We start from the raw sequence: 21,178 nt of genomic DNA on the forward strand, positions 1-21,178 counted from the left end.
GTTCGCAGCCGCCCGCCGGTCCCCGCGCCCGCCGCGCACCAGCGGCTCGGCGTTCGTCCCCGCCGGCACTGCGAGGTGGCTCGTCATGCACAACCCGTCCCCGTGGGCGGACCCCGCCGACCGTGAAGTGGAGACCGAGGTACTGATCCTCGGCGCAGGGCTGGCCGGCCTGGCCGCCGGTTCGCTGCTCGACGACCGTACTGTCGTCCTGGAGGCCGAGGACCGCCCCGGTGGCCTGGTGCGCACCGAGCGCATCGGGGAGTACTGGTTCGACCACGTCATCCATCTGCTCTACTTCAGCCACCCCGACGTCGAGGACCGCGTCAGATCGCTCCTCGGCGACGTCCTGCGCCCCTGTCCCCCGGACGCCCGGGTCGAGACCGGCCGGGGCGCCACCCGCTTCCCCGTCCAGCTGAACCTCTTCGGTCTCCCGCCCGACGTGCGCGCCGCCTGCCTGGCCGACCTGCGCGCCGCGCACGAGAAGACCACGCCACCGCGCGACTACGAGGAACTGCTCCTGGGCGCCTTCGGCCGCACCCTGTGCGAGCTGTTCTTCTTCCCGTACAACCGCAAGCTCTGGCAGCGTCCGCTCAGCAGTCTGTCGGCCTCCGGCTTCCACTGGAACCTGACCCGGCCCAGCGTCGCTGAGATCGAACGCGGCGCGAACTCCGCACGCCCGGCGTCCGGTTACAACTCCCGCGGCTGGTACCCACGCCCCACGGGCGACGGGCGGCGCGGCATGGAGGTGCTCTCCCAGGCGCTGGCCGGCCGTGTCGCCGACCTGCGGCTGCGGCACGTCGTCACCGCCCTGGACCCGGACGCCCGCACCGTGCGGACCCGCTCGCCCGAGGGCATCACCGACTTCCACTACACGCACGACTGCGTCTCCACGCTCCCCCTGCCCACCACGGTGTCGCTGTGCCGTCAGGCACCCACCGCGCTCGTCGAACGGTGCCGCGACCTGCCGCGCAACCGGGTCCGGTCGGTGGCCCTCGCCGTGCACGGCCCCCGGCCGCGCGACACCGGGCACTGGCGCTACTACACCCGGGAGGACGTTCCGTTCACGCGCCTCGTCTTCATGACGGAGTTCGACCCGGACACGGCGCCCGCCGACGGCTGGGGCGTCCTCGCCGAGGTGCTGGAACCGTCCGAGGGGCCGCGAGCTCCGGACGACTCGCTGGTGGCCGAGGTACTGCGCGGCGTCGAGGAGGTGGGCCTGCTCGGTCCCGGCAGCCGGATCGTCGGATCGCGGGTGTTCACCTCCGACCCCGGATACGTCGTGTTCACCGACACCGCCCGGGACACCGCCGCCGAAGCCACCCGGTTCCTCGCCTCCCGTGGCGTCACCCCGCTCGGGCGCTACGGCACATGGACCTATTCCTCCATGTCCCAGGTCATGGAGGAGGCCTTCGCCTGGGGGGCGGAGCGCTCGGCTCTGCCGACGACATGACCCGGACAGCAGACAGGGAGATCCCCTTGCCCAGCACCACGAACCACGGATTCCTCGCGCTGGAAGGCGTCGACGGATCCGGGAAGACCACGACCGCCCGGCTGATCGCCGAACACGTACGGGCCCAGGGGCGTCCCCTGTCCCGCATCGGCCAGCACTCCTGGCTCGACCCGCAGGCCGCCCGCGTCATCATCGACGTCCGGGAGGACCGGCCGCACCGGCACAGCCACCGGCAGATCACGGAGGCGTACTTCCGCGACAAGCAGCTCCAGGCCGGCGCGATCGGTGACCTGCTGCGCGACCGCACCGTCCTGTCGGACCGCTACATCTTCAGCGACGCGGCCTACTTGGAGGTGCTCTACGGCATCCCGGCGCGCGAGACGCTGGACCGCCACCACGCCCACGGCACGCTGCTGCCCGACCTCGTCGTCTACCTCGACGTCCCCGTCGGTCTCGCCGCGGACCGTGTCGTCGCCCGGGGCAAGAGCATGCGGCACTACGAGAACAGCTACACCCTCGACAAGGTCAGCAAGGTGTACCGCTCGCTGCTCCTCGACGACCCGCCGCCGTACCTCCCGCCGGTGCACGTCTTTCGCAACACCACCGGCGCGCACGAGGACAGCCGCCTGGTGGACCTGTTCCACGCCGTCGACGACGCCCGCCCGGCGCCCGCGCGTCAGCTGCTGGAGACCACGTGAGCCGGCTCGACGTCGTCCTCCCCTGCTACAACAGCGCGCACTGCGTCGGCCGCCAGCTCGCCGCCCTCGGGCGCCAGCGCACCGACGCCGACTGGGGTCTCGTGGTCGTGGACGACGGTTCCACCGACGACCTGGCCGGGGTCGTGGACAGCCACCGGCACGAGCTGCCCGCCGACGTCCGCGTCGTCACCCGTTCCGGGCGCGGTGGCACCGGGGTCGCGCGCAACACCGGCGCACGGGCGGCCCGCGGCGACCGTCTGCTGTTCCTGGACGCCGACGACGAGATAGCCGAGGACCACATCGACGCGATGGCGGCGGCGCTCGACAAGGCCGAACTGGTCACCGCCGGAATCGACTACCGGCGCCTCAACCCGCCCGCTGTGCTGCGCGGCACGCCCCCCGACCAGCTCTGCGACATCCTGACCGCCAGCCTGTTCAAACCGCATGTCCTGGGCGGGCTCATGGGCATGTCCCGGGCCCTGTTCGACGAACTCGGCGGCTTCGACGAGCAGTTGCCCGCCCTCGCCGACATCGACATCTCCTGGCGGGCCCAGCTGGCCGGGCACACCATCGGCGTCGCGGACACCGTCGTGTCGGTCAGCGTCCGCGGCACGCACCGCGGCAGATTCCGCCGGGGCCGGTTCCAGGGCCGCGACATCGTGGCCCTGCGCAGGAAGTACGTCCCGCACGGCGTCCCTCCGGTGACCTGGCGCGCGCACCTGACGGACTGGCTGCGTCTGCCGGCCACGACGGCCCGCGCGGGAGCCCCGGCCGGCCTGTCCGCCCTGATGTGGGAGCTCGGCTGGCAGGCCGGGGTACTGGGCGCGCTCCGGTCCCAAGTGCCCGTCCCCTCCCCCCTTCCGAGTCCGGAGACACCGTGATCGAACTGTCCCGGGGGCTGAACCCGCACGAGACCGCCCTGGCGGAACCGGTCGTCCCGGGCGAGCCTCCTTTCGAACTGCTGCGCGGCAGCCCGTCGTACATCAATGTGCTGGACGCGCTCGGCGCCTGGGAGGCGGTGTGTGTCCTGCGCGGTCACACCGGTGCCGCCGCCTGCGCCTCGTTCAAGCACACCTCACCGGCGGGCATCGCCATCGGCGTGCCCTTCGCGCCGGGCGACGAGGCATTCCACGACGGGGGACCATTGCCGGCCGGCGCCTTGGGCCGGGCCGTCCTACGGGCCCGGTCCACAGCGCCGAAATGCTCCTACGGCGACTTCGTCGCGGTGTCGGAGCCGATCTCGCCGGCCGAGGTACCCCTCTTCGCCAACGCCATCGGCGTCATCGCGCCGGATTTCGCCCCCGAAGCGCTCGCGGAACTCTCCCGGTTCCACCACGGCCGGTTCATCGTGCTGCGCGGGAACCCGGCCGGGCAACCACGGGCAGGGAGCGCGGACGCGCGGGAGACCGTGGAGACGGCGGGCCTTCGGCTGACACGCTCCGCGGCGCCGCTGCCCGAGTTCGCCGGCGGTGTGCGGACCGAGTGCGGCACACCCGGTCGCGCGGACGACCTCGCCGTGGCGGTCACGGCGGTCCGGCACGCCCAGTCGAACGCCATGGCCTTCGTCGTGGACGGCGCCACGATCGGCATCGGCATGGGGCAGCAGAACCGCCTGGACTGCACCCGGCTGGCGGCCGCCCGCGCCCGCACCTGGCAGCGCCGCCGCCACCCGGACGTCCTGGGCCTCCGGTTCCGTGACGGCGTCGGGCCCGCGGGGCGCGCGGTGTGGCGGGCGCGCCTCGCCGAGGGCGACCTGACGCCCTCGGTCCGCGCCGAGTTCACCCGGGTGCTGGTCCACCCGGAGGACGCCGACCGGGAACCGGACTGGAGCGCGACGCCACCGCTGTCCGGGGTGACCCTGGCGGCCGACAACCACTTCCCGTTCGTCGAGGTCGTCGAACTCGCGGCCCGCCTGGGCGTCACCCAGCTGGTCACGCCCAGCGGTTCGACCGATGCCGACGCGCTGCGCGAGGCGTGCGCCGCACACGGCATGAGCTGGGTCGTGACCGGTGAACGCTTCTTCCGGCACTGACACAGGACCCGTCGCCCGGCCCTGGCTCCTGCCCGGCTGGCGGGACCGGGCGGTCGCCGTCGTCGACGCCCAGCTGGCCTTGGCGGGCCTGCGGCGCACGGGACCCGTCGAGGACGTCAAACGATGGTCGCTCTCGGTCGTACTGCGCTGCCCGACCAGCGGGGGCGCCGTGTTCTACAAACAGTCCCTCCCGTCCCTGGCGCACGAGGGCCGGGTGCTGTCCCTGCTGGCGGCCCGCCGGCCCGGGCTCGTGCCCGCAGTCGTCGCCCCCGACGCACCGCCGAACGACGGATGGTGCACCCGGGAGGTCCACCTGCGGCCCGGCTCGGAACTGCCGCACGACGCGCGGGGCCGGGCCCTGGCCGTCCTCGGCGGCGTACAGCGGGCATGGCTGGGCCGGACGGCCGAACTCGCCGCCACGGGTTGCTGGGTGCGCACTGCGCGCGCGCTGGCCGATATGGTCCCGGCGGCCGGACGGAGCGACCTGTTCGGCCCTGCCTCGGGTCTGCCGGGCGCGCTGTCCGCACAGGAGCAGCGCCGACTGTCCGACGCGTGCGCCCGGTTGCCCGAGCTGTGCGCCGCGCTCGCCGCGGCACCGCCCGGCGAAACCCTCGTGCACGGCGACCTCCACCCGGGCAACTGGGGCGTGGCGCGCGCATCGGGCCGGATCGTGCTCCTGGACTGGGCGGAAGCCGCCATCGGCCACCCGTTCCTGGACGCCGTGGCAGCCCTCAGAAGCTGTCCGGAACCCGGGGCGCGGGCCCGCGCCCTCGACCGGTACTTCGCGAGCTGGTCGGCGCTGATGTCGCCCGCACAGTGCCGGGCCGTGTGGCGGCTCGCCGAACCGATCGCCGTGTTCAACCAGATCGTCACCTACATGCACTTCCTCGACGCGGCGGAACCGGACGAGCGACCGGGCTGGGCACCACGGCTGCTGTGGTGGGCACGGCGACTGCCGCGGACGGTCGACGACGCCGTCCGCGGATGACCGAGGCGCACGGGCCGCCGGATCGCGGCCGACATACCACCCGGCCTCCCGTCCCTCAGTCCACCGCCGTCATCCCCACTGCTGTCCCCGAGCCGCCCCATTCACCCCATCAGCCTCTGGCAACTCTGGCGCCCCTGGCGGCCATCCCCGTTCCATCACGAAGGAGACACCGACATGTGGTCCTCCACCGCAACGTCCCAGCCCGTCCTCGTCACCGGCGGCGCCGGCTTCATCGGCAGCCGCCTCGTACGCTCCCTCGCCTCCGCGGGTCACCACGTCCGGGTCCTGGACGACCTGACGACAGGCCGGCCGGAGTCCGTCGACGCGATCCCCGGAGTCACCCTCGTCCGCGGCAGCGTGCTGGACCCGGACGCGGTGGCCGAGGCCGCGCGCGGTACGGGACTCGTCCTGCACCTCGCGGGCGTCGTCGGCATGCGCCTCGCGGCGCAGCAGTCCGCGTACGCCTACGCAGTGGGACACGACGGGACCGCGAACGTCCTTGCCCGTTCCGGCGACACACCCGTCGTCCTGGTGTCCAGCTCCGCCGTCTACGGGCTCAGCGACAGCGCCGCCGTTCTGCGCGAGGACCTGCCCCTGGACCGGGCCGTCCCGCTCGCGTACGACGGCGGCGCCCCGGGGTACGCCACCGGAAAATGGGAGATGGAACGACTGGGTCAGCAGGCCGCGCATCAACGGCCGGTGCTCGTGGTGCGCCCCTTCAACGTCGTCGGACCGGGCCAGTCGGGCCGCTACGGCATGGTCCTGCCAACCTTCTTCCGGCAGGCCGGGGCCGATGTGCCGCTGACCGTCCACGGGGACGGCACCCAGCGACGCTGCTTCACCGACATCGACCAGTTCACCCGCCGTCTGCTCGACCTCGCCGCGTCCGACGCCGCCTGGCGACCGGACGGCAATGTGTTCAACATCGGCTCCACCACGGAGACCGCGATCGGTGACCTGGCCCGTCTGGTCCTCGACGCCACCGGCAGCACGGCCGGGGTCGTCCACGTGCCCTACGAGTCGGTCTTCCCCGGCCGCACCGACGTGACCGGCCGCGTGCCCCGCCTGGACCGGCTGACCTCGGCCGTCGGCGAGACCGACTGGCTGTCGGCCGCCGCGCTCGTACGCAAGACGGCACAGGCGCAGCAGGGCGGTGCGGTCGCCGCCGGGCGGTGACATGCGGGTTCGCGCAAGAAGAACGGCATTTCGTTGACGCATTTCCACGGCCACGAGAATCTTTTCTCAGCCATTCGATGTGAGGAGCTGCACCATGGAACTTCAGTTGCCGGCTCCCGGGGAAACCATATTGGCCATGCTCAAACTCCCCGGAGAAATGTGCAACATCAACTGCCATTACTGCTACGAACGACGGAAGCCGTACCCCAATGCCCTCATGCTGAAGCCGGAGGTGCTGCGGAAATTCCTCGCCCTGTGCGGCGGGCGGCCGCTGGCGGTCGAACTCCACGGTGGTGAGCCGCTGCTGATCGGCCGACGCAGGATGGGCGACCTGTTCGCGGAACTGCGGCGGTACGAGGGGCCGGTGACGGTCTCGATGCAGACCAACGGCATCCTCCTCGACAAGGCGTGGCTCGACTTCTTCGACAGTGAATGGCCGGACATCGAGATCGGCATCAGCCTGGACGGCGACGAGGAGGGCAACGCACACCGCGTCGACTTCAGGGACCGCCCCACCTACCGCAAGGTCACCAAGGCACTCGAGATGATGGCGGCCCGGGGGCGCAACGTCGGTGTGATCGTCGTGGTCACCCGCCGCATCCTCGGCCGCGCCGCGGACGTACTGGACTCGCTCGCCAAGTTCGAGGCCGTGAAGGTCGTGAAGCTCTCGGGGTGCCTGGACTTCAACGTGAAGAGCAAGGACTACCGGACGCCCAACCGGCAGTCGCTGCAACTGCTCAACCCGGACGGAGTCGGCATGCCGGGGTGGGCGACGACTCCCGACGAGTACGCGGACTTCCTGATCGAGGCCTTCGAGCACTGGTCGTCGACCCGCTCCTACGGTTCGTACGTGCTGGAACCGTTCTTCAGCGTCATCCGGTCGCTGTCCGGGCTGCCCACGAGTTACACGAGCTTCAGCGACCGCAAGGAACCCTTCGTCGTGACGCTCTACCCCGACGGACGCATCGGCAGTTCCGACGAACTGAGCATGCCCGGCGCGCTGCTGGGCTCCGTGGACGCGGCCACCGGCATGGACGAGCTGCTCACGCTGGACAGCAATCCCAAGCTCCGCACCGATCTGTCCGCCCTGCTCAGCAAGTGCGCGGGCTGCTCGCACGAGGCGTCGTGCCGTGGCGGCGCCCTCCCCGACCGACTCCGCTTCGAGGGAACCGGCTTCGAGGAGGACTACTGCGACTACCGCCGCAAGGTCATCGACCACGTGGCCGCGGCCCTGCCGGCAGCGGCCTGAAAGGGAAAGCCCGATGTTCCTTCTCCCCGTCATCGACGACGACGAGACGCAGAACCGCTATTGGAACGCCTCGCTCGACGGCCGCGCCATCCACTCCTTCCTGCTGTGGGTCGAGCCGCACAGCAACGCCTGGGCCCGCCGCGCCGCCGCGGCCGGTGTCGTGGCGCCGGCCGTCACGGCCGAGGCCGCGCCCGCCCCACTCCACGCGGTCGGCCGTGCCCTCGTCGGCCTCACCCGCAGTCCGGCCGTCGCCTTCGACCCCGCCGAAGTGACCACCGCCCTCGTGGCCCTGCCGAACGGCCCCCGGATCGCGGTCCTCGACGGCGCGACGGACGGCGGCCTCCTCGGGCTCCGGCCGGCCGGAGCGCACGACCGCGAGGCGGTCGCCGACGCCGCACAGGTACTGAACGACGTGGGCCTGCGCCATGTCGTCGACCTCGCCGTCGGCGCCGTCGTCCTCGGTGACGATCCCGGAACCGCGTCGCTCGCCGACGTGTGCGACGTGGCCCTGCCCGGCCGGCCCGGGCCCGACCCGCTGTCGTTCGCGGAGGCGCTGCTGCGCGAGGGTGCCCGGTCCTGGATGGGCCAGTGGCTGCGCACGGAGGAGGCCGTCGGCGCGCGCACCGGCCCGCTGTCCGTGACCGGCCGGGCATGGCTGACCGGCGTCTTCGCCGACTCCCTCGCCTTCCAGTTCTACGACCGGCTCGCCCTGCGGCAGCCGCGGGGCACGGCGGGGCCCGTCGCCCGGCGCCACCGGGAGATCCACGACCAGCTCCGCGCCCTGCGTGCCGAACTGCCGGGCAGGGTGGGTGAGACGGTCGGCATGGGGATCGTCGCCGAGCTCATCGCCACCACCTATCCCTGCTGGAACCGGCGGCAGTTCGCCGTGAAGTCCCCCTTCGACTACATCCGTGAGATCAGGCCGCTGACGGACGCCGAGAAGGCGGAACACCTCGACCGGTGGGCCACCCCGAGCGCCGTACGCTGACCGCCGCCGCCCTGAAAGGACGGGAACCACCATGACCGAGACCGAGACCGTCGAGACGGCCACGCCCGCCGCGCCGCTGCAGGCCGACCTCACCGCGCGGCTGGTGGCACGCCGCTCCGAGCGCGCGCGCACCATCCTCGCCACGCTGCGAAGGCTCGCACCGGGTACGGACCTCGGCGACCTGGACGGAACCCCGGACGCCTTCGACCACGCCGTCCTGCACCACGCCTTCCAGCAGGCGCAGATCGCCGCGCGAACCCGGGACGCCGATCGGGCCCGGCGGGCCGTGGAGCTGTGGCAGAACCGGGCGGCGCTGCGCGCCGAGGCGGTGCACACTGCCGTCGGGCCGGTCATGGTGGTGCGGGCCGCGGACTGCGAGGCCGTGGACGACGACCGCCTCGGCAGCCAGATGTACCTGCTCGGCGCGTCGCCCGAGCGGGACGCGGCGGAGCGGGAGCGCATCGCGCGAACCCTGAACGCGGCCGTGGACGCCGCTCTCGCCGTCGGCAGCGAGGTGCTGCGCTCGTCCACCGCCGTCGTCATCTGGACCGAGGCCGTGCCGCTCGGCGCGACCTGCCGCAGCTACACGTTCGACTTCCTGCCGGGCACCGTCGTCCTGAACTGGACCGACGAACCGCTGCGCCTGGGAGAGACCCTCGTGCACGAGGCCACGCACTCCTGGCTGAACGAGTCCTTGGAATCCGAAGGGGTGGCCTTCGAGGACGGTGGTGACCTCTTCCACTCGCCGTGGAAGAACGAGGACCGTCCGGTGTTCGGCATCGTGCACGCCGCTCTCGCCTTCGCGAACGTCATCCAGTACCTCTCACGCATCCAGCCGGCGGGCGGCGACGGCTCGCAGCTGGCCGCCGTCCTGCGCCGACGCCTGGAGGTCGAGCTGGAGTCGCTGGAGATCGGTCACGCGTCGGCCCTCGCGTGCTTCGACCAGGTGCACAGCGACCGGCTGCGCACCTATCTGCGGGCCGCCGTGGCCGACGCGCGGCGCGCGGTCTGAGGGGCGGCAGCTGTGTCAGGACCGCCCTACCGTCACCTGGGCACCTTGCCCGGCCTCACTGCCGAGGACCTGCGGGAGCCCGTGCGGGCGCTGCTGGCCGACCCCACGGCCCGGGTACGTGCCTTCACGGGCGAACCGGTCGGCTACGAGAGCTGGAGCAGGGCGAGCGACGGGCTCTACGTGGTGCGCGGCACGGCTTCGTCCGACGGCGGCGACCGCGCCTGGGAGGTCGTGCTCAAGCAGGTCCGGTACCGCCGCTGGCAGCCCGGCCGACGGGATCTGGCCCGTCAGATCGACGACGGGGGCGACGGCCCGGCGGACTGGGCGTACTGGCGGCGCGAGGCACTGGCCCTGGCCTCGCCGCTGCTGGACGCCGCCGCCGACGGCGGTTTCGCCGCCGTCCGGTGTCTGGGTGTCGTGCCACTGCCCGGGGAGCGGCTCCGCCTGTGGCTGGAGCGGGTCGACGGAACGCCCGGCGACGCGTGGACGGCCCGCGAACTGCTCGACACGGCCGAGTGCCTCGGTGGCTTCCACGCCCGCTCACTGCGGCAACAGCCCCCGCACCGGGCGTGGTGGTGCAGGCCGTTCGTGGAACAGGCCGCGCTGCACGCCCGGTTCGCGCTGATCGACCGGGTCGCGGACGCCGCCACCAGCGCGGACCCCGCGTTGCGCCGGCTGTTCCCCCAGGAGACCGTCACGGCCCTGCGGATGCTGTCGCGCCGTCACGACGAGGCCGTACGGATGCTGCGGTCGCTGCCGGCCGGGCTGGTGCACCGGGACCTGACCCCCCGCAACCTGTTCCGGACCGCTGGTCGCACGGTCGCGATCGACTGGGGCCAGGTGGGCCTGGGACCGGCCGGCGAAGACCTGGCCACCCTCACCCTGTCATCGGCGGTGGCCGCGAACCTGGAGCCCGGCGCCACGCTCGCCCTCGGTGCCGAGGCCGCCGCGCGCCATCATGCGGGGACGGCGGCGGCGGGCGGTCCGTGCGATCCGGAGGCCGTGGCGCTCGCGTTCCGGCTCGTGGCCGCCTACCACTTCGGGCTCCCTCTGGTACGGGTCGCGGACCGGCTGCTCGCCGGGGACGCCGCGGCCCGGAGCGAGGCGGCCGACGACCCGGACATCCGGCGGCGCGTCGCCGTCATGACGGCCCTGGTGGAACAGGCGCAACCGGATCTGCGGACCCCCGCACGCGGGTGAAGGCGTCCGCCTGGACCCCGGCACGGGGCGGGCCCGTCCGCCCGGGCGATGGCGTACGGGCCCGCCCTCTGACCGACCTCGTCGGACCAGCTCCGTCGCGCCGGCTCCGTCGGACGGCTCCGTCGGACGGCTCCGTCGGACGGGTCCGTCGCGCGAGGTCGGCCGCACGGGGTTCGGCCGGGCAAGATCCGTCAGACGAGACGGGTCGGACGAGATCCGTCGGGGCGCATACCGGTCATGGACAGCCGGCCGCGCTCCAGCCGCAGCCGGAACCAGCTGCCCCGCCCCACGATCTGCGGCAGCTCACAGCCGTACGCCGCCGCCAGGTACACCAGCACGGCGGGGATGGCGTCGCCGTGGGAGCAGGCGACCGCGTGGCCGCCCTGGTGACGGGCGGCGATCTCCGCCAGGGCGCCCAGAGCACGGCCGGCGGCCCACGCGCCGCCGAGCGACGGGCCGATGGGCTCGAACACGCCCTGGGTCCAGGCCGCCGGTTCGGCGAACCCCCGCGCCTCGCGCAACCGGTCCTCGGACACGACCGGAACCCCGCCGGCCGCCGCCAGCGGGGCGACCGACTGGCGACAGCGCAGCGAGGGGCTGCTGTACACGGCGTCGACTCCCAGTTCGAAAACCTCGCCGAGGACGGCCGCCTGCCGCATTCCCTCCTCACTCAGCGGTCGCAGGTCGTCGTCACCGCTCCACTCCGCACGCGGCGAGGAAGCGCAATGAGGGACCAGATCCAACACAACGGTGCATGAATTGGCGAACATGCCGCGCATCATGCCCGGGCCGACCGGCGGAGTCCAAGAATTAGCGGGTATCCGCAAATCCGTTGACCACGGCGATCCCGCGCACAGAACCTGAACGTGAAATGGAGCGCGGGGCGGGCACGTTCCGCAAGCTACGGAGTCAGTATGGAACTCGTCGACAGAACACCGCGGGAAATCGCCGCGGAATTCCTCGAGCACGGCGCTCAGTCCCTCCGGCCGGACCTGCCCGATATCGCCGGCATGGCCCCGGACCGTATCGCCGAACTGCCGTCCCTGCCCTACGGCGACCTCGCGTTCAGCGGCCGTCTGCTACGGGAGCAGACCGACATCACGACGACGGACTCCTCCCGCCCGCCGAGCGTCGTGGCGCGTCAACTCGCCTGGCTGCGCGGGGTGATGCCCGACTGGCGGGCGGGCCGGGTGCTCCACCCGCTGTGCGGTCCGGGGCACTACACGGCCGCCCTGCGCGAGCACGGCATGACCTCCTACGTCGGCGTCGACGCCGGGCCCGCCGTCGTCGACCACGCCCGGCGCCGGTTCGCCGGCCGGGACGACACCCGCTTCCTGCTCGAAGACGCGGCGGACACAACGTTTCTGACGGCGGATCACGACACCTACGACACCCTGCTGCTCACCTATGACGCGGCCAACTTCTTCGCCCCGCACGCCCTGCGGGAGCTGCTCGGCTCGCTCGTGCGGAATCTGCGCAGGGGCGGCACCGCCGTCCTCGATCTGCGGCTCGTCGAGGACGGCGCCGCCGGCTTCGACGAAGGACGCCAAGTGCACCGGCGCCGTGCCGGATCGGTGTTCCGGGACGGCCCGCACCTGCTGCTCAGCGAGGGATTCGTCGCCGCGGGCGGTGCGCTGCTCGGCCACCGGATCATCGCGGTGGGCGACGGCAGCGGCGGCGGCCCGCCCGAGGTCTTCCACTCCGTCCTGCACGTGCCGACCGCCGAACAGATCACCGCCCATCTCGCCTCGGCCGGACTCGAAGTGTGCGTCCGGGGACGGCCCTTCGCCGGCTCCGCCGATCCGAACCTGGCGCGGCATCTCGTCGCGGCTCGCAAGCCGCACACCACCCACCGCCCAGCTCCCTGGAGGCAGCCATGAAGATTACGTTCCTGGGGCACGCCGGTGCCCTCGTGGAGGCCGACGGCGTGAAGCTGGTCTGCGATCCGTGGTTCTCCCAGGGCGGCGCCTTCGTGTCGGGCTGGCACCAGCTCCCCGACAACAGCCCGTACTCACCGCTCACGTACGACGCGACGCACGTGTACGTCTCGCACGACCACCAGGACCACTTCGACGCCGGAGTACTGAACGCACTCGACCCGTCCGTCACCCTGCTGATGCCCGACTACCCGCTGCCGAGCTGGAAACGGCTCATCGGCTCGCTGCGCGGCCCGGCCCCCGTCCTGCTCGGTGACCAGGAGGTCTTCCGCGCCGGTCCGCTCCGTCTGCGCCTGATCCACTCCCCCACTCCGCGGCACCAGGACTCGGCCCTGGTCATCGAGGACACCACCACCGGTCAGGTCGTGGTCAACCTCAACGACTGCCAGGTCGACCGCGACCAACTGCGCGCCATCCGCCGGCTGCATCCGCGTATCGACGTCGTGATGGCCCAGTTCTCCGGTGCCACCTGGTTCCCGTTCGCCTATTCCTTCGCCGCCGAGGAGCAGGTGGACGCGGCGGAGCGCAAGAAGGTCAACTCCATGCGCCGGTGGACCCGTTACATGCACGCCCTCGACCCGCGCAGCGCCGTCGCGTTCGCCGGGCCGCCGGCTCTGCTCGACCCGGAGCTCGCCCCGCACTTCTTCGCGGAGTCCTCGGTGTTCACCACCCCGCCCGAACTGCTGGCGTGGCTGGGGCAGGAGCACCCGGAGCTGGCGGAACGCACCGTGGCTCCGCTGCCGGGCGACGAACTCGACGTGACCACCGGCCACTTGAACCCCGATCCGAAGATCCGCGAGGAGTTCGACTGGGCGGACCTGCCGGCCTACGTGGAGGACTACGCCCGCAGACGGGCTCCCGCCATCGCCGACGTTCTCGCCCGTCACCCGGAGCCGCAGCGCAGCCTCTACGGCGACTTCGCGGCCCACTTCGCTGCCTTGTTCGCGGCGGGCGAGAGCCTGTGCCGCGCCGTCGACGCCGTCGTCGCCTTCGACATCGGCGGCTCCGGCGGCGGGTTCTGGCTCGTCGACTTCCGTTCCCTGGAGGTCCGGGAGGGATCCGGGCCCGAGGCGGACGCCCACGACTACCGGTTCACCCTGCCGTCACGGTTCCTCCCGGACATCCTCGAAGGCGAAATGAGCTGGGAGGAGTTCTTCTTCTCCTTCCGCTTCCGGGCCTGGCGTCCGGGCATCGGGGCCTACAACGAGGAGCTCATGTCGGTGCTGCGCTGCAGCGCGCCCGACGACCTGGCCGAGTACCTCCTCCGCACGGCCCCCGACCGCGAACGCGAGCCCGGCGCGTTCCGGCTGGAGACGGCCACGGGGGCCTATCTGGTGTCCGACACCTGCCCCCACCTGGGCGCGCGACTCGGCCCACAGGACTACGACCCGGCGCTCGGGTCCGTGGTCTGCCCCCAGCACGGCTGGCGCTTCGCCCTGCCGGACGGTGCCTGCTCCAACGGCCGCGCACGGCTCGGCGTCTCCCCGGCGGGCCCGGCGGCAGACCCGGCCACGGACATCCCGTCGGACGCCCCCCGGCGTCCTGAAGAAAGGCAGGAACAGAAGTGATCGACTACGCGGCCGTGGAACGCCGGCTGAACGCGGCGGACGAGCCCTGCTTCCGCCCTGATCCCTTCCCTCACTACGTGTGGGACGGGATCCTCCCCGCCGAGACCCTGCGCGCGGCCGCGCAGGCCTTCCCGGACACCTCCGCGATGACGGCGAAACCGGGCATTCCCCGCTGGCACTCCCAGGACCGCGGCCTGGCCGGACCGGCCCTGCGGGAGCTGTGCGAGGCGCTGCTCGGGGACGACCTCGCCGCGTTCCTCGGGAAGGTGACGGGCGTGGAGGGCCTGCGCACGGAACCGGACGGGGACTGGGGCAGTTACCGGCTCGCCGGCCATGGCGCCGTCCATCACGCGCATGTCGGCTCCAACCGCCACCCGGAGACCGGCCGGCTGCGCCGGTACTCGTTGTTCACCTACCTCAGCGAGGGCTGGCGACCGGAGGACGGCGGGTGGCTGGAGCTGGGCGAGCCGGTGCACGGGCGGTCCCCGGTGAGGATCCTGCCCTCGTTCGGCCGCAGTGTCCTCATCGAGACGACGGCACGCTCGCTGCACGGAGTGTCCGCCGTGCACGCCCCGGCGCCCGTCACACGCAGGACCGTCACCGTCCATTTCTGGACCGACCCGGCAGAGGACGGCGCGGCATGAGGGGAATCACCCGGTGAAGCACCGTCGGCTCGGCCGCAGCGGTCTGTACGTCAGCGAGATCGCGTACGGGAACTGGATCACCCATGGCGGGCAGATCGACTCGGACGCGGCGCTCTCCTGCGTACGGGCCGCGCTGGACTGCGGTGTCACCAGTTTCGACACGGCCGACGGCTACGCGTTCGGTGCCGGCGAGGAGATCCTCGGCCGCGCGCTGGCGGGCGAGCGCCGGTCGAGCGTCGAGATCTTCACCAAGGTGTACTGGCCGGTCGGCCCGGGGCCGAACGACCGGGGTCTGTCCCGCAAGCACATCATGGAGACGATCGAGGTCTCGCTGCGGCGGCTCGGCACCGACTACGTGGACCTCTACCAGGCCCACCGTTTCGACCACGGCACCCCGCTGGAGGAGACGATGACCGCCTTCGCCGACGTCGTCCGCTCGGGCAAAGCCCTCTACATCGGTGTATCGGAGTGGCGGGCGGAGGAGATACGCGCCGCGCAGGCCCTCGCCCGCGAACTGCGGGTGCCGCTGGTGTCCAACCAGTCCCGCTATTCGGCCCTGCACCGCGTGATCGAGGCCGAGGTGATGCCCGCCTGCCGGGAACTGGGCCTGAGCCAGCTCGCCTTCTCCCCGCTGGCACAGGGCGTCCTCACCGGAAAGTACGTGCCCGGCCGACCGCCCCCGCCCGCGTCGCGCGCGACCGACACCAAGGGGTTCGGGGGGCACTTCATGGAGAAGGTGCTCCGCGACGAGATCCTCGGTCGTGTGCAGCGGCTGCTGCCCCTGGCCGAGGCGGCCGGCATCTCCCTGCCCGTCCTGGCCCTGTCCTGGGTCCTGCACGAACCGAATGTGGCGAGCGCGGTCATCGGAGCCAGCAGACCCGAGCAGATCACCGCCAACACGGCGGCCTGCGATGTGGTCCTGGACGACGACCTCAGGGCTGCCATGGACGCCGTCCTCGCCCCGGTGGCACTCACGGACCCGGCCCTCACCACCAGTCCGCACCACACGCCCTGACCGGGCGAGCGCCCGCCCCCGCACGCTGCCCGCCCTGCGCGCGCTCCGCCCCGCCCGTGGCAACCCGCCACACCGCAGAAGACGGGCCGCCCTCGGCCGGGGCACGTCCCGTCGGCCGAGGGCGGCCGCATTTCTCCTGCCGCGGACCGCCCTGGTGTCACGTCACACCCGGGTGCCGGGCGGCCCTGCGGGCATCGTGGTGTCCCAGAGGTCCGCGAGTGCCAGGTGCACGAGGGGCAGTTCCATCCCCGCTTCCCGGCACCAGCGCAGCGACAGCGCGAGCGGCACCCCCCGCTCCGACCGGAGCCGCATCAACTGCCTCGCCGTCTCCCACGGCCGGTCCGAGAGGACGCCGGGGCGCATCACCTGGCTGCGCCCCCTGCTCAGCACCTTGAGGAAGGCGTCCCGCTCGTGCGTCAGGTGCGCCCAGGAGCGTGCGGACAGCCGGGGAAATCCAAGGGGGGCCCGATAGGCGACTTCCGCGGTGGCCATGACCGAGGTCAGCAGCGCCGGCGGGAGACCGTGCACAGCCAGTTCGGTGCCGATCATGCGCAGGAGCCGGCGCAGGACGTACGGACCGCCGCGGGGCCCCGGTGCCATCCCCTCTCCGAGGAGCAGTGAAGCGGCGCTCGACGCGTCCGCCAGGAAGACGGGACTCGGGCCTTCCGCTCCGGTCACCCCGGCCAGCAGATCGGAGATGCCGGCGATCAGCGGCCCCAGCAGCGGAGACACGGGCGGCCTCGGCCGGTCCGGCGTCAGCGCCCCCGCGCGGGGGCCGTGCGTCAGTGCGTGTTCGGAGACGATCATCTCGAACAGCGGGTGGCGCAGCGGCGCCACGCGTCCCGCCGTCCGTCGGCGTTCCACGAACTGGATGTGCGCGACGGAGACGCGACAGCCACACGTGCACCGGCCGTCGCAGTGGGCGAACACAGGCGCCCAGGAGAGGCGTCGCAGCGTGAGGCACGGCCCGAGTTCGGGGTCCATGCGCATCGGAGTCTCCGGCAGTCGGGTGCCGTACGCCATGCGCTCCGGCTCGACGCCCAGGCCCCGCAGGGCAGTTGTCACGGGGACGGCGTCGTGTGGTTCCGCACGGAGCAGGAACGTGAGGTCAGCAGGTCCGGTGCCGGCCTCCAGCAGGGCCTCCAGGACGTCGCGAAGCGCCTCCTCGTAAGCACGGGTGCCCGTCCAGACGGCTCCCACCGTGCGTCCGGCGCTGGGTGGCGAGGCGGGAGGCAGCGCCACCAGCCGACTGGTGTTCAGCACCCACTGGAGAACTACGGCGCCTCCCGGCTCGGGCCTCGGATGGCCGGTCAGGGACCTCCGCCAGGCCGGTGCCGCGACGGAGGTGAAGAGAGTGGCGCCGCCGTCCTCGGCGAGCAGGGGCCCGGGTGGTCGTCGACGGTAACCGAGCCTTACCAGGCATTCGGCGAACGCCGACGCGGCATGGGCACCGGTCCCGGTCGGCCACCCCTGCGGCGCGCTCTCGCGCACTCACATCACCCCCCGCTTTCACCACAGCAGAACTTGACTCTAAGTCACAAATCTTAGTCATGCCGCGCGATTCCACGCATCCGGGTTTTCTCGGCGCTCGTTTCGTGTCGAATAAATACCTTTTGCGCCATCACAAAAAAGCCGCAAAGAGTCACATGTGGCGCGACACGCATATTTCGCTTCACTTAATTCCCGTGTTGACCATCCCAGTCATGCCGTGTCAGCATCTTTCCACCGGGACAGTCAAGTGAGTCATCAAAATGAGTCACTGACTGAAACCAGGTGCGTCAGCCGCTCATGAGAGATACATCGGGGAGAGAAGTAGAAATGATTCGCTCAAGGCGCTTTTCCATAGCCGTCGTGCCGCTGCTGTGTGTCGCCACCCTGGGGGCGGTCGCCGCTCAGGGCGGGCAGCCGGATCACCCCGGGGCACCGACCGGCACGACCACCGTGATCGCGGCGCCCTCGCCCTTCGATCCTCCGGTCGACAAAGGGGGGCCGGACGTCCCCCTCTGCTGCTGACCGTCCGGTCGGCAACACGTGAGGGCGGCAGTGACGTCCCCCTGCCGCCCTCATGGCGATCACCTTCGGCCCAGCACTGTCCTAGGCGCCCCTAGGTGTCCCTAGGTGCGCGATGTCAGCCTCTGCCCCGTCAGGAAGGTCTCCCGGTGCCCCATGCACCGCATGCTCTGCCGGTACGCCCACACCGCACGCTCGTCCTCGCCGCAGAGCTTCAGAATCTCGGCGAGCTCGGCCCAGGCGAACGCCGCTTGGCGGTTGGCCTCCGACGCCTCCAGCATCAGGGCACCCCGCTCATAGGCGTCCTGGGCGGACTTCTTCTCCCCGCGGGCCAGGCGGGCCGCAGCCAGCACCAGATGGTTGCGGGCGCTCTGCAGACGATGGTCGGGACCCAGCAGCTCCAGTGCGTGTTCGGCGTGATCGATGGCGGCCGCCCCGTTCCCGAGACGCAACTCGGCCTGGGCCAGGGCCGAAAGGCAGTACGCGACGTCCACGCTGCTGCCGACGTCGCGCAGGCTCGTGAGGCTCTGGCTGAGGACGTCGCGGGCCACCTCCGGCTGTGCCGTCTCCGACTGCAGAAGCACCATGGCGTAGGCGTTGCGCAACCGCGCCAGGGCTCGCTGGTCGTCGCCCTCCGCGTAGATGGCCAGCGCCTTCTCGATCAGCGTCAGCGCGTCCGCGGTGTTGCCGTTGCGGTGCATGACCACGCTGGCGTTCCAGTACGCGGCACCCAGCGCGCGGGAGTCCGTGATCGTGCCCGCCTGCTCGATCGCCTTGGTGGCCAGGTACGACGCGCGGTGCATGTCGCCGCGCTCCATGTACACACCCACCAGGGTGGACAGCAGCTCGACTCCGATGACCGTCGGCCCGAGCTGGAGCTTCTCCAGCTCCGCGAGGGTGGCCTCGGCCACCTCGATGGCATGGGAGAGGTCGCCCAGTTCCCGGTAGCACCGGCACAACGCGATCACGGTGGTGAGCCGGGGCACCAGGTCGGGACGCTCCAGGGACGCGGAATGCAGTGCCTCGAGGCGGGCGACCGCCTCCTCGAGGCGGCCTCCGTGCTCCAGGGAGCGGGCCATTCCGTGCTCCGCCTTGTACCAGACCTCGGGCTGGGCGGAGACCGTCACCTTTTCCTGGACGGTGCGGTACGCCTCGAACGCCGCGTTCGGGTCCCCGTTGTTCAGGGCCATCTCGGCGTAGTTCAGTTCCACTTCGAGCTCATTGACCGGGATCTCCGCGGGAGCGCCCGTCAGGTCGGACAGGTCGCAGTCCAACCGCCGGGCCAGCTGTGCGAGCACCTCCGTCGACGGCGTCCGCTTGCCGGCTTCCAGCAGCGAGATGTAACTCGCGGACAGATCGCCGCCCGCAAGATCGGCCTGGGACATTCCGGCGGATCGGCGCAGGCGTCGGATACGCGTACCGACTTCACCCGACATCTTCACACCTGCTCCTCGGCCGACTTGACGGGCATTACCAATGAGTCAAGTTTAGCCCAAACGATTGCCCAGCGGTGAACCGTGTTCGTAAGTCATGCATCCGCCGAACGGCCATTCCTCCCGTACCCGCAACTGCCACCGAGGCCATCACCGCAGCTGGACACGCTCGTCGAGGACGCCATCAGGCTCATGGGAGCGGTACCCCTCGCCGGGTTTCGATTCCGCTTTCGGCACTTTTGGTGCGAGCGGGGACGGGTTATTGACCGTAGTCACTCCAGCTGTCAACCATCGAGCACTCGAAAAGGCATGAATGACCGTTTCCGGGCCTCGGTTCTGATCCGAGAGGCCCGAGCACGTCCTTAGCTCTCTCGGTGTCGCCATCACGCCGAACGGGGTCGGCCACGACCCCCGTGAGGCACACCCGGCCACCACGCAACACGCCAGATCACACCGACCAGGGGAGTCCCGTGCGTACCTCACCGAACCCCACACCTCTGCGCCGCGGCAGCCTCCGGATGCCCGGGAACGATCAGCGGCCCGTCCCCCTGCGGCCGAGCCTCGAGGACCGGCTCGCCGCCGTCATGCCGCTGGACGAACGTCAGCGGAAACTCGTCGCGTTGCTGCTCGCGGGGCACACGGACGCGAGTGCCGCCGGCAGGCTCGGCGTCAGTCCACGGACGGTGACGAACATCCTGCGCTCGCTCATGGACAGGCTCGGCGTAGACAACCGTTTCCAGCTGGGGGTGGCCCTCGGCAGTCGCATGCGCACCCCCGACCGGCCGAACCGCCCGCCCCGCGGGAACTCCTTACGAGGCGAAGCGGCGGCCGGGGAATTGGGCGTCCGGGCGTCGCCGACCCTGCACCGTGGCGCCGACGCATAGACGTTTCACGGCGCCGATCGGTTCGCAGGCCATGACACTGTGACGCCGTGGTGGCGTTGGGCAAGGAACCGGTCTCGGCGACTCGGCCTCCTGCAGTAACCCGCCGGGCGGGCCTCGACGGTCGTCGTGCGACTGCGCCCAGGAAGGCCCCCAATGAGGAGGCTGAAGGTCAGGGGCGGTTCAGACCCCACGTCTGCAGGGCGTAGGGCCGCCCCTTCTCCTCACCTGTGATCAGCGGCACGTCGAGCGGTCCGAATCCCGCCTTGGTGGCCACGGCGACGCTGGCGGCGTTCTCGGCCTCCAGCTCCAGGATCACCTGGCCCGCGCCCAACTGCTCGAAGGCGTACGCGGCCATCACCCGTACCGCCCGCGCCGCGAGCCCCTGGCCGCGGTGCGCCGGACCGACCGCGTAGCCGAGCTCCGTGCCCTCGGGGGCGCGCCGCAGCATGACCTCCCCGAGCGGTGCGCCGCCGTCGACAGTGATGGCGAGGAGGACGGCCGTGCCCTGCGCCCGCAGCTGACGGTCCCGGTCCAGGCGTGTGCGGGCGGCCGCTTCGTCGAACGGGGAGACGAGCGGAGTCCAGTACGCGATGTCGGGGTGGTCGAACAGCTCCGGCATCACTGTCAGGTCCGCCTCCGTCCAGTCACGGAGGACGAGCCCCTCCCCCGAGAGCTCGATCCGCTCGGGAAAGGGCGACATGGTGCTGTTCATGGTGCGGAACCTCTCTGGCCTGTTCAGGACGAGGCAGGATAACCGGGGGCAGGCAAAGGAGCCCATCCGCGTCTTCCCGGCGAGGCTCACTCCCCCGGCCCGGGTGGCCCGCCGGCTCCACCGACGGCTTCGGCCGCGGTAGAGGCGGAGATCTCCGCCTCTACCGCGGCCTCGCTCTCCGC

At 71.7% G+C, this 21,178-nt stretch carries 19 protein-coding genes; 15 read left to right on the top strand and 4 right to left on the bottom strand.

Translation table 11 applies throughout. The annotated features are described in order from the left end of the window. Positions 1-85 precede the first annotated feature (85 nt). From N4G66_RS21385 to N4G66_RS21430, 10 genes are all read left to right on the top strand, one after another. Entirely contained in the window at positions 86-1,450 is a 1,365-nt protein-coding gene (locus tag N4G66_RS21385) for a protoporphyrinogen/coproporphyrinogen oxidase (RefSeq protein ID WP_261705747.1), read from the top strand. 26 nt (positions 1,451-1,476) lie between these two features. Further along, entirely contained in the window at positions 1,477-2,148 is a 672-nt protein-coding gene (locus N4G66_RS21390; RefSeq protein WP_261705748.1) for an AAA family ATPase, read from the top strand. Next, complete coding sequence (locus N4G66_RS21395; RefSeq protein ID WP_261705749.1) at positions 2,145-3,029, top strand: glycosyltransferase family 2 protein; 885 nt, start codon at positions 2,145-2,147, stop codon at positions 3,027-3,029. Before N4G66_RS21390 ends, N4G66_RS21395 begins: the two co-directional genes overlap by 4 nt. Continuing rightward, on the top strand, positions 3,026-4,180 hold the full coding sequence (locus N4G66_RS21400) for a hypothetical protein (protein ID WP_261705750.1): 1,155 nt from the start codon (positions 3,026-3,028) through the stop codon (positions 4,178-4,180). The genes N4G66_RS21395 and N4G66_RS21400 overlap by 4 nt, the downstream gene beginning before the upstream one ends. Then, the gene (locus N4G66_RS21405) at positions 4,158-5,168 is read left to right on the top strand and encodes a phosphotransferase family protein (protein ID WP_261705751.1); all 1,011 of its coding nucleotides are present in this window, start codon (positions 4,158-4,160) and stop codon (positions 5,166-5,168) included. Before N4G66_RS21400 ends, N4G66_RS21405 begins: the two co-directional genes overlap by 23 nt. 174 nt (positions 5,169-5,342) lie before the next feature. Further along, positions 5,343-6,344: an NAD-dependent epimerase/dehydratase family protein gene (locus N4G66_RS21410; RefSeq protein WP_261705752.1), complete on the top strand. Its 1,002-nt coding sequence runs from the start codon at positions 5,343-5,345 to the stop codon at positions 6,342-6,344. 136 nt (positions 6,345-6,480) lie between these two features. Then, positions 6,481-7,593 (top strand): radical SAM protein, encoded by a 1,113-nt coding sequence (locus N4G66_RS21415; RefSeq protein WP_261705753.1) that lies wholly within the window; start codon positions 6,481-6,483, stop codon positions 7,591-7,593. A 13-nt stretch (positions 7,594-7,606) separates the two neighbouring features. Continuing rightward, complete coding sequence (locus tag N4G66_RS21420) at positions 7,607-8,581, top strand: hypothetical protein (protein ID WP_261705754.1); 975 nt, start codon at positions 7,607-7,609, stop codon at positions 8,579-8,581. Between the two features lie 31 nt (positions 8,582-8,612). Continuing rightward, on the top strand, positions 8,613-9,593 hold the full coding sequence (locus N4G66_RS21425; RefSeq protein ID WP_261705755.1) for an aKG-HExxH-type peptide beta-hydroxylase: 981 nt from the start codon (positions 8,613-8,615) through the stop codon (positions 9,591-9,593). A gap of 45 nt (positions 9,594-9,638) precedes the next feature. After that, a complete protein-coding gene (locus N4G66_RS21430; RefSeq protein WP_261705756.1) occupies positions 9,639-10,793 on the top strand; it encodes an aminoglycoside phosphotransferase family protein in 1,155 nt (384 codons plus the stop codon). 191 nt (positions 10,794-10,984) lie between these two features. On the opposite strand, the gene N4G66_RS21435 is transcribed toward N4G66_RS21430, so the two are convergent. Beyond that, entirely contained in the window at positions 10,985-11,575 is a 591-nt protein-coding gene (locus N4G66_RS21435) for a histidine phosphatase family protein (protein WP_315903668.1), read from the bottom strand. A 132-nt stretch (positions 11,576-11,707) separates the two neighbouring features. On the opposite strand from N4G66_RS21435, the gene N4G66_RS21440 reads away from it, so the two are divergent. The 4 genes from N4G66_RS21440 to N4G66_RS21455 are packed head-to-tail and all read left to right on the top strand — an operon-like array spanning position 11,708 to position 15,957. Further along, positions 11,708-12,673 (top strand): class I SAM-dependent methyltransferase, encoded by a 966-nt coding sequence (locus N4G66_RS21440; RefSeq protein WP_261705758.1) that lies wholly within the window; start codon positions 11,708-11,710, stop codon positions 12,671-12,673. After that, positions 12,670-14,298 carry an MBL fold metallo-hydrolase gene (locus N4G66_RS21445; RefSeq protein WP_261705759.1) on the top strand — a complete coding sequence of 543 codons (1,629 nt, stop codon included), beginning with the start codon at positions 12,670-12,672 and terminating at the stop codon, positions 14,296-14,298. The genes N4G66_RS21440 and N4G66_RS21445 overlap by 4 nt, the downstream gene beginning before the upstream one ends. After that, the gene (locus N4G66_RS21450) at positions 14,295-14,942 is read left to right on the top strand and encodes a 2OG-Fe(II) oxygenase (RefSeq protein WP_261705760.1); all 648 of its coding nucleotides are present in this window, start codon (positions 14,295-14,297) and stop codon (positions 14,940-14,942) included. Before N4G66_RS21445 ends, N4G66_RS21450 begins: the two co-directional genes overlap by 4 nt. A 13-nt stretch (positions 14,943-14,955) precedes the next feature. Beyond that, entirely contained in the window at positions 14,956-15,957 is a 1,002-nt protein-coding gene (locus tag N4G66_RS21455; RefSeq protein ID WP_261705761.1) for an aldo/keto reductase family protein, read from the top strand. 162 nt (positions 15,958-16,119) lie between these two features. Here N4G66_RS21455 and N4G66_RS21460 read toward each other — a convergent pair whose 3' ends face one another. Together N4G66_RS21460 and N4G66_RS21465 are read right to left on the bottom strand one after the other, a co-directional pair. Further along, positions 16,120-17,448, bottom strand: coding sequence for a hypothetical protein (locus N4G66_RS21460; protein ID WP_261705762.1), 1,329 nt, complete (start codon positions 17,446-17,448; stop codon positions 16,120-16,122). Positions 17,449-18,071: 623 nt separating this feature from the next. Then, positions 18,072-19,403, bottom strand: a complete 1,332-nt coding sequence (locus N4G66_RS21465) for a helix-turn-helix domain-containing protein (RefSeq protein WP_261705771.1) — start codon at positions 19,401-19,403, stop codon at positions 18,072-18,074. Between the two features lie 467 nt (positions 19,404-19,870). On the opposite strand from N4G66_RS21465, the gene N4G66_RS21470 reads away from it, so the two are divergent. Then, entirely contained in the window at positions 19,871-20,284 is a 414-nt protein-coding gene (locus N4G66_RS21470; RefSeq protein WP_261705763.1) for a helix-turn-helix domain-containing protein, read from the top strand. Positions 20,285-20,453: 169 nt separating this feature from the next. Here N4G66_RS21470 and N4G66_RS21475 read toward each other — a convergent pair whose 3' ends face one another. Then, positions 20,454-20,996: a GNAT family N-acetyltransferase gene (locus N4G66_RS21475; protein WP_261705764.1), complete on the bottom strand. Its 543-nt coding sequence runs from the start codon at positions 20,994-20,996 to the stop codon at positions 20,454-20,456. Positions 20,997-21,178: the final 182 nt, after the last annotated feature.

Origin of the sequence: Streptomyces rhizosphaerihabitans, assembly GCF_025399795.1 — a bacterium.
GTDB lineage: Bacteria > Actinomycetota > Actinomycetes > Streptomycetales > Streptomycetaceae > Streptomyces > Streptomyces rhizosphaerihabitans.